This is a genomic window from Flavobacterium luteolum (assembly GCF_027111275.1).
GTDB lineage: Bacteria > Bacteroidota > Bacteroidia > Flavobacteriales > Flavobacteriaceae > Flavobacterium > Flavobacterium luteolum.
Genome location: NZ_CP114286.1, coordinates 3,057,310 through 3,071,801, shown reverse-complemented (window position 1 = coordinate 3,071,801; position 14,492 = coordinate 3,057,310). Strand labels below are relative to the sequence as shown.

Genomic DNA, 14,492 nt, shown 5'->3' with positions numbered 1-14,492 from the left:
CTAGTTATTTCACAATTACTTTAAAAGTCTTATTTCCAAAATCTGAACTCACATTAACCAAATACATTCCTGACGGTTCTTTTATATTATCTTCATGCAGATAGGTTTCGATCTGATTGTATTTCTTCTCTTTTAAAAGTGATCCCGTCAAAGAATAAATGCGAATCTTTGCGTCGGTCTTTTTAGGAAACTGCATCGCAATTGCAAACTTTCCGTCTCGAGTTGGATTCGGATATAAAATCAGGATACTAGAATCTGTAATTTCTTTTCCATCTGTCGCTACAGCAATCATTTTAGACGTTTTACATTCCTGCCCGTTTATTAATCGAAGCTCATAATTACCAGGCTGATCGATTAATATCTTCGGATTGTCATCTATAAAATTCCCTTCATAAAACCATTGGTATTGATAATTTCCAGACGGCAGAGCTGCACTGGCATCCAAAAGAAGTGCATTTCCATCTGTCAGCAGATAATCTGATTTTAGATTAGGAAAAGTTCCTTCCTTATCTGCCACAAATACGGTTTCTGAATACAGATTTCCTTTTTTGTCTTTTACGATATAATCATAAGTTCCTGATGAAAGCTGCACGCCGGTCTGACTTTTTGCAGCTTGACTCCATTGTTTTACAACTGCTTCACTGCCTTCTTTTTTAACTGTAACCGTAAAAGGAGCTTCTCCACCTTCAATGGTATAATTTAACTCACCAGATCCTGAAACGCCGCATAAAGCTTCGGTTATCCAAACTCTGCTGAACATTTGTGGCGCTACTTTTAAAGTAAATTTTGCTGTCCCAGATTTCTGCTTATTCCAGTCAAAATCTTTTAATACCAATTTTTCTGTGCTGGAAGTACTTCCTAAACGAATGTATTCTGAATCGTTTTCATCATAAGTTCCCTTTCCAGAGTAATCAACTAAAAGCCAGTAATAAGTGTCTTTTGGCAGTGTTCCTTTTATAAAAGCAGGATTAAATGTCCAGTCTAAACTAAGATCACTAGGGTTCGCATAATCCAGCTGCCATTCTCTAGAAACTCCGATCGGTTCTCCTTGCTCTTGCTTTTTAACTAAGAGATTCTTTCCGTTATCGCTCCAAAAAGCAAAATAATCATTAGGAATCTTGTCCGATTTACTTTTAACTTCAAACGTCATCATTCCTTCTTCTATCATATTGCTGCTTTTGGTTTGCAGCAAACCGCTCGCGTCGTCACGTCCGACTGCGGTAATTGACGACGTAAATCCTTTGTGTTTTTCGGCATCCCAGATCTTTTCTCCTTTACTGTTTAAATAGTTTTTATTGTCAAACTGAGAAAGTGAAATTCCGTATTTAATGGCTAAATAACTCGCCGCTTTCTGCGTTTCTAAACCAGACAAAACGCGGTTGTAAATCAAGATTTCGCTTATGCTTCCTTTAAAATCTTCTGGCGGCAATTTCTCCATTTTTGATTTCTGGCCAATAGTTAATGAAGACAGTTTTGCAACGCTATCAGTTACATTCTGCTGAAAAAAATGAATATTGGCTTTATGAGGTTTGATCTTTTCCTGATAAGACTGATAAGAATATTTTTTTAAGTCAACCAAACGTTTGTTTGTCGCAGCCGATATTATTTTTTGAGGATCATTAATTGTCCATAAAAATTGTTCTTTCAGACTGTCCTTTACTTTGTATACCATAAAAAGTGTCTGGCGCCTTTTACTATCTAAGCCAAGAGGCACAATTAAAGAATCCAGATCCGTATCAATAACAATACTGGGATTAAAATTAAAAGCAGCGCCATTGTATTTCTTTACAGGCACCTTTGCTTCTTTATTGTTTATGAGACTTTCCCAATAGTAACTCTCTCCCGTATTTCTGGATTTAATCCAAAAAAAAGGTTCTGAAACTGCTCCTGGAACTATTTTTTCCTGCGAAAAGACAGCATTCACAATTAGAAATGCTGTTAAGTTTACCAATAAAAAAATCCTTTTATTCATATTCTAAAGTGATTTTTATGATGATGTTTTTTTTTTAGAAATTTCCTAAATCATCAAAGTCAAATGAATAACCAATAATTAGTGAAATACTATTGATTTTATTTTTGTTTTCGCTGTAACGATGTCCATTTTCTTCGGTCATTAAAGCATCTGTAAGCCCCAAAGAGTATCTTGCTCCAATAGAAAGATTATTGCCAAATTCATATCCAGCAGATAAAACTCCGTAGAAATAATTTTTACCCGTCAAAGATTCTTTCAATACTTTCTGAACATTGGCATCTGGCTCAAAATAAACACCAGAATCGGCAAACAATTCCTGTGCGTTTGAGGAGTATTTTATATTATCACTCGCAATATTAAATCCTACATAAGGCCCAACGCCAATATAAAATCCTTCCACAGGATAATATTTAAACTGCGCTCCGACATTGATATAACTATAACCAAAAGTCATTTTATATTTGAGTCCTTTTACATCTTCGTAATTCAAATCGGTCCCCTGACCTGAATAGGAGATTTCGGTCTGAATAGCAACTTTTGCATAAGGATATTTCCAATTAATAAAGAAACCGCCCATTCCTCCAAACTTGCCTTCTTCTTTTAAAGTATAACCTTCATAAATACCTTTCGGCACTATCACATCTGGAAGATTGGACATTTTAGAATAAATTCCGCCGCCAAAAAGACCATACGTAATTTCTCGATCACCCTGTGCCAATAAAGATTTTGTGCTTACTAGTAAAAGAAGCAAAATAATTTTTTTCATTTTTTTATAAATTACCATTGATGAAAACTGTAGCCTAACGAAAAACAAAAGACACTGCTTTTATTTTGATTTTCGATAAACTGAAAAGATGATGCATTACTCTTAATCATGTCCTTTACGCCTAGATAATAGCGAAAGTCAAAGTGTATGCTTTTATGAAGTTCATAGCCTAATGCAAAGCACAACGAAAAATCATCGTCTCCATCAAGACCATCTTTATAAAACTGTCTCGTGGCAACATCATACATACCACCTGCTTCATTAGAATTATATGTTATATCGTTGGGAGATAAATTGATACCATAAAAAGCACCGGCACCAAAATTTAAACCTTCATAAGGATAAACTTTATATAAAGCACCGATTTGCAGAAAAGCATAATTTAATCCGAGTTCGAATTCTTTTCCAACGGCATCTTTGTAAGTCACTTTTTCTCCTGACTGTCTAAATAAGATTTCCGGCTGAATGGCAACTCGTGTATCATGAAGTTTAAAATTTAAAAAGAAACCGCCTTCTAAGCCAAATTTTCCCTTACTTTCCATAACACTGTTATCAAAAGTATTATCTCTCCCTTTTATGCTCTCTGGAAGATTACTGAAGGTGGAGTGCAGAACACCAAATTTTAATCCGTAGGTAATGTTAGTTTCGTTTTGACTGTAGATTGGGGCACTAAAAAAAAAACTAAAAATTATTAAGTGTAATATTACTTTCATTAGCAAAAATTTCTGCGAATATATGTATTAATTTTAGCTTACAATTAAAAAAATCCGATAAAAGGCACAAAAAATCCGATTATATACCTAATTACAGGTAATCTTTGTTTTCAGGATTACTTATACATTTGCTTAAGTGTCACAAATAAATTGTATTACGTTTACTATAATTTTTTAAAAAACACATGAAAAACACGGCTTTACTTTTAGTAGTCCTTTTATTATTTACTACCACAATTCAAACATAATACGTTAAGGCAGTCTTATACATGGAAAATGAACAGTGAAAAAAGGACTGGCAGAAAAATTAGGATACAATGATTCTAAACTAAAATAGGCGATTGACCAGCTTGAAGGATTTTTGACAAAAATAAATGCTTGTAGGCCTTGCTTAGCAGACATTAAACGTGATCACATCAAATATTTAAATGGCGTCAAAATGCAAATCATGATGATGCTGGGACTTTACAAAAAAGAAAGGCAGCTCCAGAAATCCAAGTATAAAAATTTTGCAAAACCAATGGCATTTAAGATACGACCTTATAGTAATCTTACAGAAATCGGTTAGATATTTGAATGTTTCCCGCTATTAAGAAAAAACTTCAGAGAAATCTGGAGTTTTTTTTCGTTTACGATAACCGTAAAAATCAAGAGACTTTTGAAACGCTTATGATTTATAATTAGTAAAAAATGGCGCAAAGTCAGTCCCAAAAGCTTTCGAGATTGCGCAATGCTAAAAGAGAATATTTCGAAGAGCGGAGGCAGTACACTTTTATAAAGGAACGGAGGTCTCTTCTCGCAAGCCATTTATAAACTCTTCAAAGCTATTGGCTACTAATTCAAAAGCATCATTTTTTGTTTTCCACTCCATTTCCATTTGATACAACAGAATTTCACCCATACATTCTTCATCAAAAGATATGCAAAATACCCAGCCTCCATCATCTATAGCTAAAGGTAGTTTTTTCCCTAAGCCTTCTTCCTTGAATTCTTTGATAAAATCATACATCAGCCTATAATTTATAAATTGCGAAATTTCAAATAACTTTCCATCATTATTTACAAACTTATTTTCCTTTACTGACAGATCTGCATATTCTGAAATAAAATATTTAATTGTATCAGGTATTTTGATCCCCATTTCATTTTCAATTCTACTGTATTGATGCGGGAAAAACCGATCACTTAAAGTTAACTTTCTCATATTTTAATCACTAATTTTCAAATAATACTTTCTAATTGATGCAATACATCAGAATGTCTTATTGGGAGGTTTCGCCTATAAGAAGTCTCCCGATTTGATCCTCACAAACTAAGAATAATTTCGTAAAAACCTCCAATAAATTGGTTAGATATTTGAATGCTTCCCATTACTAAGAAAAAAAGCTTCAGATCACTCTGAAGCTTTTTGTTTTTATAATTTCGCTTAAACTTGTATAAACCTTGTATTCATTAACAAAAACACTTAAGATAAACACCTTAATAACAGTTTTTTATTTCAAGCGAATAATCTAATTTATTGATTTGTTCAATAAAATATTTTATCGAATTTTCTTTATCCATTCCGCTGCAACTATATTCTACAAATCCTTTTACAAAATCTTCGCCAACCGCTTGCCAAATTATTAGTTTCGGGCTAGTCGTAGCTTCCTCCATTAAATTACAGAATACCGTTGATTCTTCATCTGTCATTTTTTTGTCAAAATAAATTTCATAATTGAATGTAGTACTCATAAAATTGCGGTTAATTTCATTATTAAAAGCAATACCAAATTAGGATCTTATTTCCAGTTCGGTTTCGGTATGCATTACACACCCCCACTTATTATTTTCTTTAATCCAAGTAGATGTACAAACACACTTTATAGGCGCATTTTGACTTTGGTCTACTATCTCAAAATCTAGACGATATCCTATTACGGCAGTATTTTCGGCAATTAGCTTTTCTTTTACATCATAGATGTTCAGCACTTTTATTTTATTGGTCTGCCCAGAGTCAAACATATTTTTGAAATCAGCTTCGCTGATACTTTGAATACCATTTTTTCCGGCAACTATACAAGGAAACAGTGTCAGATTTTTTACCGTTTCATAGCTATTATTTTCAACTCCGTGCCAGTATTTCTTTTCCAATTCTATAATTTGTCCTTCCATATTATCTCGTTGTTAATTAGACATTTCACAAATTTCACATTAATATCGAAATAAAGCTGCTCTTTTAACATAGATTTAATTCAAGCCACTTATTTACAAATCTGATTTTGGACCTTTTGAAATAATAGATCTCATTACGCCAGGAAACCATCTTTGCAGCCATACTGCTAGTTTGCCGTGTCCCGTGAAGATGTAATTTCTTTTTCGTTTTAAAACAGCCTTTACCATCACTTTTGCAGCTTTATCAGTAGGCCACATTAAGTTTGAAGGTCGCGGATCTGACTGTTCAGGATGCCAAATTCCGTCATTATCTATTCTTGCAATTTCCGAAACCACAAATCCGGGATGCATCGTAGTGCAGCTCACACCCGTTCCCATTAATTCAACCTGCAAAGTTTGGCCAATAGAGTTTACAGCCGCTTTTGAAGCACCGTATGCACCTACATTAGGATTAGGAAGATAAGCGCCGACGCTTCCAACCAAACCAATTCTCCCCTTATTTTTCTTTAAATGTGGCAGTGCATATTTTACCGTTAAAGCTAATCCTGTAACATTGCCTTGCAATTGCCTGTTCCAGTCCTTGGCTGTTAGGTTTTCGATACTTCCAAAAATGCCAAAACCAGCATTGGCTACAACCACATCCAAACGCCCCCACTCTTTAATGATTTGTTGGACTGCATTTTCAATAGAAGTTTCTTGCATTATGTCACACGGAATCACTAGCGCTTCTCCACCTGAATCTCTAACCGAATCAGCAACTTCATCGAGCAGTTCTTTTCGCCTTGAAGAAAGAACTACTTTATATCCTAATCTTGCACATTCAAAAGCCATTGATTTTCCAATGCCAGATGAAGCACCTGTTATCCATATTACTTCTTCTTTAGCTTTTGTCATTTTTGCAATATTTACCTCAAAGATATAACTTATTCATTATAAGAAACATAATCAAAAATCAAGTTTTTAAACTAATAAGTTTACAAGCAGAAAGATTGTTCTAGCGAGTTTCACATTTGATAAAACAAAAACTTATACAAAGTGAACACTCAAAGAAAGCGCAATTTAATCCTCAATAGAAACTCTTCTTATTTCAGAATTAATCCTATAAAATTCGTCTAGCAATTCCATTTCATCACTTGTTAGCATTTGCAAAGCAATTTCAAGCAAAAGCAATACATCCATTCCTGTTGAAATCGGGTCATCTTTTAATGCACAAATACTTGTTTTTAATAAAGAGGCAATTGTAAGATTTAATTCGCTATACGAAGCAATTTTTAGCGATAACTTAAATTCGTTTTTGCTTTTTGGATCTGGTTCTAGTTTTTTGAAATAATTAATTCTATTCATCAATTCTACAAAATCTGATGCTATTTCTCTTTGTTCTAAATTCATAATCATACTTTTTTATTATCTGACAAATTTATAAGGACACAAACAAAAAATAAGGAACGTATTTATCCAGTCAAATACGTCTGTTAAAATAGTAGAAACAATTATTTTCCTAATTTGACCTTTCATTTTCTTCTCAAAAACCACAAGATTATTCTTTCAAAACAAAAATTGCTTAATATTTCTAAAAAATATTTTCCCATTTAAAAACAAACCTTTTCTTCGCATACACATAAAACAACAAATTACTAATCAAACAAATACAACCACATTAACTCGATTAAAACTCAAAAAACGATCATCTAAAACAATTTCCAATCAAAAAAAAATAAAAATTTTTCTCAAAATCCTTTGTACATCTCAAAAATAGTTGCATTTTTGCACCCGCAATAGCAAAGCAGGTCCGTTCGTCTATCGGTTAGGACGCCAGGTTTTCATCCTGGTAAGGGGGGTTCGATTCCCCCACGGACTACTTACTTAAGACAAAAGCTTCAGAGAAATCTGGAGCTTTTTTTGTTTATATTTACTCCGTTAAATGTTTTAAAAAAGACAATCAAAAAATCAACCCAAATCTTAAAATGAAACACAAATTAATAGCCCTTTTATTTGTATTCGCCTTTGCAAATATGTCTGGACAAGCGCCCGCCAGCAAAACCAATTACACAAACAGCAAATTACCTGCAGAAGAAGCTGTTACTAACAAGTCTCTAAAACCGCTTAAAAAGATTTCTCTAGACGATTCCTCAATTTTAATTTACGATTACGACGGTTCTATTTTTTCATGGGATTTAGAAGTAGAAAGCATTGTTTGGACCGTAAAAGCTTCAGACGCCCACACAGAGATGTGCGCCAACAAAATAACCATACACGATGGCGTTGTATATATTCCGTTTATTAATGGAGAGATTTACGCTGTAGATAACGGAACGGGAACTATTTTCTGGAAATCTAGAATAGGAAACATTACAGACCAAATTGTTTTAAAAGATCAGACTCCAATTGTAGCTAACGGAAAACTTTTTATCACTGCCCAAAATCAGAATCAGAGCAGTAATTTATATGCTTTGGATCTAAAAGATGGAAGCTTGGCTTGGAACTACAAACTAGACACTCCAAACAACGATATTGAGCCACTTTATTTCGACAATAAGATCTTTACCCAAAGCGCAAACAATGTGTATTGTTTTGAAGCTAATACAGGAAAACTGCTTTACCAAAAAAGCTTTGACGAAATCATGACTGGAAAACCAGTTACAGATGGTGAAAGCATTTTTATAGCGGGCGACAAAAATTGGCTTTATGCTTTAAAACCAAACAGCTTAGATGTTTTATGGCAATTTAAAATAGACGAAAACCAGAACAATGTTAAAGAACGCATAGTATGCCACGACAAAAAATTATATTTTGCAGCACAAGGTCCTGAAGTCTCCTCTATTTACGCTGTAGATTCTAAAACAGGAACACAGCTTTGGAAAACAGATTTTAAAGGCGATAATGTAGAATACATTGTAAAAGAAGTCGATAATCTTTGGGGATACACGCGCAAAAAGAAACTTTTTGAACTGGACTTATCAAATGGAGAAATTGCTTTTGAAGAAAAACTAACTACACTGCCTATTTCTAATATTGAATTTCCTGCCGACGACAACTTGCTTTACTATTATTGCGATGCAGGCTTAATTCAGTTTGATTTAAAAGAAAAAGACGAAAACGTATACTACATGCGCACTTCTATTAAAGATGACGCTTATAGTGCGTATTTAAAGATAATTCGATAAGAGCTTCTTACTTTTTGAAATAAAAAAAAAGACCATTTTTTCAAATGGTCTTTTTTATCCTCTTTTGAGAAAAATTTATGCTCTAAACAAAGCATATTTATTGTAGTTAAACAAAACTACATCATAAGGAACATAAAGCGAAACTATTTTCTCTGTTGATTCATTGAATGTGATTCCGTTGTACTTTCTAAACAAGTAAATTTCTTTCAGGCAATTAGAAAGACTCTGGTGAATTTCACTTGTAAAAGTTGGCAGCTTCTTGTCACCTACCAAAAGATCAATCTGGTAGTTTGAACTGCTTTTTGACAAGTTATTTCCAATAATTCTAATTGTAAAAGTTGTTGGTTTTCCGTACTGCTCACCTTGATATTGTAGTGTCATGATTTCTTCTTATTAAGTAATTAGTAATACCGCTGATTAATCGGTTTTTGGTTCTCCGGATACTTTTATTAAAGTTATAAAATTTTAGACAAACATAAAGAATTCAATTCTAAATTAAATGTTATTTTTTTTTAAGACAAAACCTCTAGAAACCATAAAACCGTAACATAGTTACGGTTTTGGCAATTAACTAAATATATTTAATCAACTTGTTTAACGAGTGTAAAATTCATTCATAAGCATCGATTAATTTTGGGTAACTATTGTAATTTATTTTCTTGGTTTATTTCTAATAAAAACGGATTTCCGTTTTCGTCCATCATGGTCATATTTAAAGCATCTAACAATGCTGTCTTTTTTGAAACTTCGCCTGTAAATTTATTGTACGAAAGATTTAATTCTTCTAAACTGCCAAGCTTTTCAATTTCTTGCGGAATCGCGCCCGAAAATTCATTGTCAAATAAACTAAAATTCTCTAACGCACTCCAATTAATAATTTCATTTGTCAAATTTCCCGACAGCTTATTATTATTCAGCAACAATACTTTTAGTCCAGCGATTTTATAAATCGAAACAGGCAGTTTTCCGTTTATCTCATTATGGCAAACAGCTAAAATTTCCAACTGATTCAGCTTTCCAATTTCTAACGGAAGCTCTCCTGAAATCTTATTAATAAAAAGCTCCAAATCTTTCAATTTTGTCAATTGGCAAATCGAAGACGGAATTGTTCCTGACAATTTATTATCGGCAATATTAAGCGTTTCCAATTCTTTTAGATTAAAAATGGAAGAAGACAAACCTCCTTCAATTTTATTCTTTTCCAAATTGAGCGATTCCAAATTTATAAGATCGTAAAAAGCCTCGGGCAATTCTCCTTGTAGATTATTGTCTGCCAAATTTAATGCAACAACTTTTCCATTTTCAGCTTTTACACCGTACCAGGTAGAAACAGAAAGACTCAAATCCCATTTGTTTTTCCATTGCAAACCATTTGTTGCATGATACAATTTTATAAGCGCTTCTTTTTCTTTATCCGAAACAGCATCTGCCAAAACGTTTAGCGAAAAAGCAAATAATAACGAAAGAGTAAATACAATTTTCATAACAGATTTGGGGATTTGTTATAAGGGTAAAAATATACAATTCGTAGGTAAAATACACTAAATATCGGCAAACTGTTGATAAAAATTTCAATTGTAGGATTTATACTGCTTTTAAATATTTTTAAAAATCTGCATTTTTTTTGATTACATTTGATCAACTAATTCTAAAAACCTCACATTATGCAAATTAACTTCGTTGCTTTATTCATTGCAGCCATTGTCACACTCGTAACTGGTTTTATCTGGTACAGCCCAAAAGTATTCGGAACGATCTGGATGAAAGAAAATAATCTTACTCAAGAAGAGTTAAGAAAAGGGAATATGCTTAAAATCTTTGGTCTTACGTATATTTTTTCTTTAATGATTACAATGACTTTAATGTCTCTTACTATTCATCAGTCTGGTGCAATCGGAATGGTTGGCGGCCCTCCTTTAATGGATAGCGCAAAACCTTCATTTGCCGCTTTTATGGCAGATTACGGAATGGCTTACAGAACTTTTAAGCATGGTGCGCTTCACGGCTTTATGTCGGGGCTATTTTTTGCTTTTCCGTTAATTGGAATCAATGGTTTGTTTGAAAGAAAATCTTGGAAATATATTTTCATCCATAGCGGATACTGGATTCTTACTCTAACTCTTATGGGCGGAATCATTTGCGGATTTGCTTAATATCATTTATAAAAAACCCGTTTGAAGAATAATCTCAAACGGGTTTTCTTAATAATAACTTAAACCCCTTTAGTTATTATAAATATTCTCTAATTTTGAAGAAATTAGCTCACTCTTTTGAATACAACATATTCTTTCCAGATTTACAAAAGCGCATCATTACTGCCTGTAGAATGGAACTCGCTTGCAGCAAATAACATTTTTTTGACACGCGAATATCTCGAAGTGCTGGAAAACTCTTGTCCAGTAAATATGACTTGCCATTTTATCGGTCTTTTTGAAGAGAAAAAATTAATCGGAATTGTGTTAACGCAGTTCTTATTTGCAGAAAAACTCGAATCTTTCGGCGAGCGCGATAAATGTTTAAAAACTTCGGTGCGCAATTTTGCTTTAAAGAATTTTGCTTCGCATGTTTTATTCGTAGGAAACAATATGCTTACAGGACAAAATGCTTTTATTTTTGATAAAACAATCAAAGAATCCAAAGCGATTAAAACACTTCATAAGGCGATTAATCAACTAAAAAAAGATTTAAAAGAAAGCGGAAGAAAAGTTCACATTACGAGCATAAAAGATTTTACCGCAAAAGAAATCGAACCGCTTCAAGCTGAATTCAAAAACAATTACACGTTTTCTACTCAGCCCAATATGATTTTTAAAATCAATGAAAATTGGAAATCAGAACAAGATTATATTGATGCATTGTCCAAAAAATATCGAGATCAGTACAAACGCGCACGAAAAAAATCGGAAGGAATTGTAAAACAGCAAATGTCACTTTCTGATATTAAACAATATGAAGATGTTATTTACGATCTTTATTTTCATGTGGCCAAAAATGCTCCTTTCAACACTTTTTTTCTAGCTCGCAACCACTTTAGTTTTTTTAAAGAAATAATGGGAGAAAATTTTCTTCTGTATGGTTATTTCTTGGATGAAAAACTAATCGGTTTCAATACTTTAATAAAAAATGGAGATGTAATGGATACCTATTTTTTAGGCTATGACGAAAGTATGCAGCGTGAAAAAATGTTGTATTTAAACATGCTTTACGATATGATTGCGTATTCTATTAAAAAAGGTTTCCACGAAATTGTTTTTGCCAGAACCGCTCTTGAAATCAAAAGTTCTGTTGGTGCAAAACCTGTAAAAATGTATGGTTTAATTACGCACAGCAATGCTTTAATCAATCATAATATTTCGAGATTTTTCAATTATTTGGAACCAAAAACAGAATGGCAGGAGAGAAATCCGTTTAAATAAAAAATGTGTCGCTCCGCTGGAGCTTTTAGAACTTGTGACTCATACACTTTCTACAAATATTTCGCTCCTAACGGAGCTTTTTTTAGCTCTGGAAGAGCGAAATATTTATAAAAAAATTAGCTGTAAAATATAAAAGCTCCAGCGGAGCGACATAATTCAACATCAATATTTCTTCAATAAAATCACGGAACCGCAATTTTCATCTGTTTATGCAGAATATGAATTTCTAACGAAGTCTGCGCACCGCAATATTCCCCATCAATTTGAAAATTAACGGGATAATCTGTTTTAATTTCGGCTTTATCGGTCGAGATAATTACGATATCCTCAGAATCAATTGGCATATTTCCCGTAATTATTTTTCCAATTAAAAGCAGATCAAGACTCTTTAAAATTACCAGCTCAAACTTCCCATCATTCATAGCGCCATTCGGATTGATAATTACACCCGTTCCGTATTTCTGCGAATTGGCAATTACAATCATTCTTGCGACATGTTCGACCGTTTTATTGTTTGCTGAAATAGTTGCAACGAAAGGTTCTTCAGATTCTTTAAGCGTTGTAAAAGCTTGCAATGCATATCCCCAAAAACCACGCACATCACTTTGTTCGTAATTTTTAACCAGATTGGCATTTAATCCGAGGTCACTCAAATGAATGCTTTTTTTACCGTTAATGCAAATCATATCCATTTCGATATAATGGTGCAAAAAGGCTATTTTAAGGTTCTCCTCTATTCCTGTCGGAAGATTTAGATCTACCGAAAGTCCATTTGCAGAACCTGCTGGTAAAATCCCAATTATGACATCTTGATCTTCCATAGCTTCTGCTACCATTTTTATGGTTCCGTCTCCTCCCGCAACAATAATTCGTTCTGGTTCAGATTCATTATATAAAGATTGTATTGCTTTTAAATCATTTTTCCCTGTAGTCTCATACACTTTTAAATCAAAATGATTGGTTACAGCAAACTCTTCGACAGCATCTATCAAATCAGATTTATCTAAGTCTCCAGAAATAGGATTTACCACAAACAGAATATTCTTTTTCAAAATTTTATTTTTAAAACCAATTAAATTAAGTAATTTACAGTTACATAAATATACGTAATTAATGAAACCAATTCTACAATTATATCGCGGTTATGCAAATGAACAAGAGTTAATTGTAATGGGGCATGTTTTTAAAAGGGAACACAAATACAATTTTGAGAATAGAAAATTAAAAAATGCCACTTCGATCCTTAAATTGTTCAGAATAAAAACCATCAAAAATTTTGACGTATATCTTCATTACAACAACGAAATAATTCATACCAAAACACTAGACGACGGGTACTTTAACTTTTGTATTCCACTAGAAAAAGAAACCCATTTTGGCTGGATGCCTTACGAAGTAAGCTTAAAATACCAAAATGAAACCACAACCTGCAAAGGCAGTTTTATACGACCTCATAAAGGGAAACTAGGAATTATATCAGATATTGATGATACTTTTTTGATTTCGCACACCAATAACATCTTTAGAAAAATTTATATCCTATTGTTCAAAAACGTTAACGATCGTAAAGTTTTTAATGATGTTGTAGCACATTACCAAGCATTAAGTTCTGCTGGAAGAAATAATACCGAAGAAGTAAATGCATTTTTCTATATTTCTAGCAGTGAATGGAATTTATACCGATTTATTGCCAAATTCACACGAATCAACAAACTGCCAAAAGCGGTTTTTCTACTAAAAGATATCAAAAGAGGAATTACTGATTTTTTCATGAGCGGAAGAGGAAATCACGATCATAAATACGAAAAAATTAAACATGTTGTAGAGTTCTACCCAACTTTAAAATATGTTTTAATGGGCGATGATTCACAGCATGATCCAATACTTTACGAAAGAATTTGCAAAATATTTCCCGTTACCGTTGTTGCGGTTTATATTAGACAAACTGGCAAATCTCCTAAAAAAGAAGTTCAAAAGATTTTGCGAAATTTAGAAAGTCTGAATGTTTCTGTTTGCTATTTTAGAGACAGCAGCAAAGCAATTGAACATTCTAAATCGATTGGAATTATTAAGTAGTTTGTTTCAGGTTTCAGGTTTCAAGTTTCAAGTTTTGAACTGAATAAATATTTAACCGCAAAGCACGCTAAGATTTCTATAAGCTTTTATAAAACGCAAAGTTCGCAAAGCTATCTATCGATAAAGCTTTGCGAACTTTTTACATTGCATGCAAACTACAAAAAACTTAACGTGCCTTGCGGTTAAATTTACCTCTTAAGATTACAACTTGAAACTTGAAACTTGAAACAA

The 14,492-nt window shown here is 33.0% G+C and carries 15 protein-coding genes and 1 tRNA gene; 5 read left to right on the top strand and 11 right to left on the bottom strand.

Translation table 11 applies throughout. From position 1 onward, the window contains the following. Positions 1–4 precede the first annotated feature (4 nt). From OZP10_RS13235 to OZP10_RS13200, 8 genes are all read right to left on the bottom strand, one after another. Positions 5–1,972, bottom strand: coding sequence for a T9SS type A sorting domain-containing protein (locus OZP10_RS13235; RefSeq protein ID WP_281631301.1), 1,968 nt, complete (start codon positions 1,970–1,972; stop codon positions 5–7). Between the two features lie 34 nt (positions 1,973–2,006). Continuing rightward, on the bottom strand, positions 2,007–2,738 hold the full coding sequence (locus OZP10_RS13230; protein ID WP_281631300.1) for an outer membrane beta-barrel protein: 732 nt from the start codon (positions 2,736–2,738) through the stop codon (positions 2,007–2,009). Positions 2,739–2,749: 11 nt separating this feature from the next. Then, complete coding sequence (locus tag OZP10_RS13225; RefSeq protein ID WP_281631299.1) at positions 2,750–3,451, bottom strand: outer membrane beta-barrel protein; 702 nt, start codon at positions 3,449–3,451, stop codon at positions 2,750–2,752. A gap of 772 nt (positions 3,452–4,223) precedes the next feature. Further along, a complete protein-coding gene (locus tag OZP10_RS13220; RefSeq protein ID WP_281631298.1) occupies positions 4,224–4,655 on the bottom strand; it encodes an SMI1/KNR4 family protein in 432 nt (143 codons plus the stop codon). Positions 4,656–4,930: 275 nt separating this feature from the next. Then, positions 4,931–5,185: a hypothetical protein gene (locus OZP10_RS13215; protein WP_281631297.1), complete on the bottom strand. Its 255-nt coding sequence runs from the start codon at positions 5,183–5,185 to the stop codon at positions 4,931–4,933. A gap of 39 nt (positions 5,186–5,224) precedes the next feature. Continuing rightward, positions 5,225–5,605, bottom strand: a complete 381-nt coding sequence (locus tag OZP10_RS13210) for a nuclear transport factor 2 family protein (RefSeq protein ID WP_281631296.1) — start codon at positions 5,603–5,605, stop codon at positions 5,225–5,227. Between the two features lie 93 nt (positions 5,606–5,698). Next, positions 5,699–6,499, bottom strand: coding sequence for an SDR family NAD(P)-dependent oxidoreductase (locus OZP10_RS13205; protein WP_281631295.1), 801 nt, complete (start codon positions 6,497–6,499; stop codon positions 5,699–5,701). Between the two features lie 165 nt (positions 6,500–6,664). After that, complete coding sequence (locus OZP10_RS13200) at positions 6,665–6,994, bottom strand: hypothetical protein (RefSeq protein WP_281631294.1); 330 nt, start codon at positions 6,992–6,994, stop codon at positions 6,665–6,667. A gap of 397 nt (positions 6,995–7,391) precedes the next feature. Between OZP10_RS13200 and OZP10_RS13195 the strand changes: the two genes are divergently transcribed. Then, positions 7,392–7,463: transfer RNA gene (locus tag OZP10_RS13195), tRNA-Glu, on the top strand. Positions 7,464–7,569: 106 nt separating this feature from the next. Next, the gene (locus OZP10_RS13190) at positions 7,570–8,769 is read left to right on the top strand and encodes a PQQ-binding-like beta-propeller repeat protein (RefSeq protein WP_281631293.1); all 1,200 of its coding nucleotides are present in this window, start codon (positions 7,570–7,572) and stop codon (positions 8,767–8,769) included. Positions 8,770–8,844: 75 nt separating this feature from the next. Here OZP10_RS13190 and OZP10_RS13185 read toward each other — a convergent pair whose 3' ends face one another. Both OZP10_RS13185 and OZP10_RS13180 read right to left on the bottom strand, forming a co-directional pair. Next, positions 8,845–9,150: a hypothetical protein gene (locus tag OZP10_RS13185; RefSeq protein ID WP_281631292.1), complete on the bottom strand. Its 306-nt coding sequence runs from the start codon at positions 9,148–9,150 to the stop codon at positions 8,845–8,847. Between the two features lie 260 nt (positions 9,151–9,410). Next, positions 9,411–10,253 (bottom strand): leucine-rich repeat domain-containing protein, encoded by an 843-nt coding sequence (locus OZP10_RS13180; protein WP_281631291.1) that lies wholly within the window; start codon positions 10,251–10,253, stop codon positions 9,411–9,413. Between the two features lie 180 nt (positions 10,254–10,433). Here OZP10_RS13180 and OZP10_RS13175 point away from each other — a divergent pair, with 180 nt between their 5' ends. Continuing rightward, complete coding sequence (locus tag OZP10_RS13175; RefSeq protein WP_177210755.1) at positions 10,434–10,922, top strand: DUF1761 domain-containing protein; 489 nt, start codon at positions 10,434–10,436, stop codon at positions 10,920–10,922. A gap of 117 nt (positions 10,923–11,039) precedes the next feature. Next, positions 11,040–12,185 (top strand): GNAT family N-acetyltransferase, encoded by a 1,146-nt coding sequence (locus OZP10_RS13170; protein WP_281631290.1) that lies wholly within the window; start codon positions 11,040–11,042, stop codon positions 12,183–12,185. Between the two features lie 182 nt (positions 12,186–12,367). Here OZP10_RS13170 and OZP10_RS13165 read toward each other — a convergent pair whose 3' ends face one another. After that, positions 12,368–13,237, bottom strand: a complete 870-nt coding sequence (locus OZP10_RS13165; RefSeq protein WP_281631289.1) for a diacylglycerol/lipid kinase family protein — start codon at positions 13,235–13,237, stop codon at positions 12,368–12,370. Between the two features lie 61 nt (positions 13,238–13,298). Between OZP10_RS13165 and OZP10_RS13160 the strand changes: the two genes are divergently transcribed. Further along, entirely contained in the window at positions 13,299–14,261 is a 963-nt protein-coding gene (locus OZP10_RS13160; RefSeq protein ID WP_281631288.1) for an App1 family protein phosphatidate phosphatase, read from the top strand. Positions 14,262–14,492 lie beyond the last annotated feature (231 nt).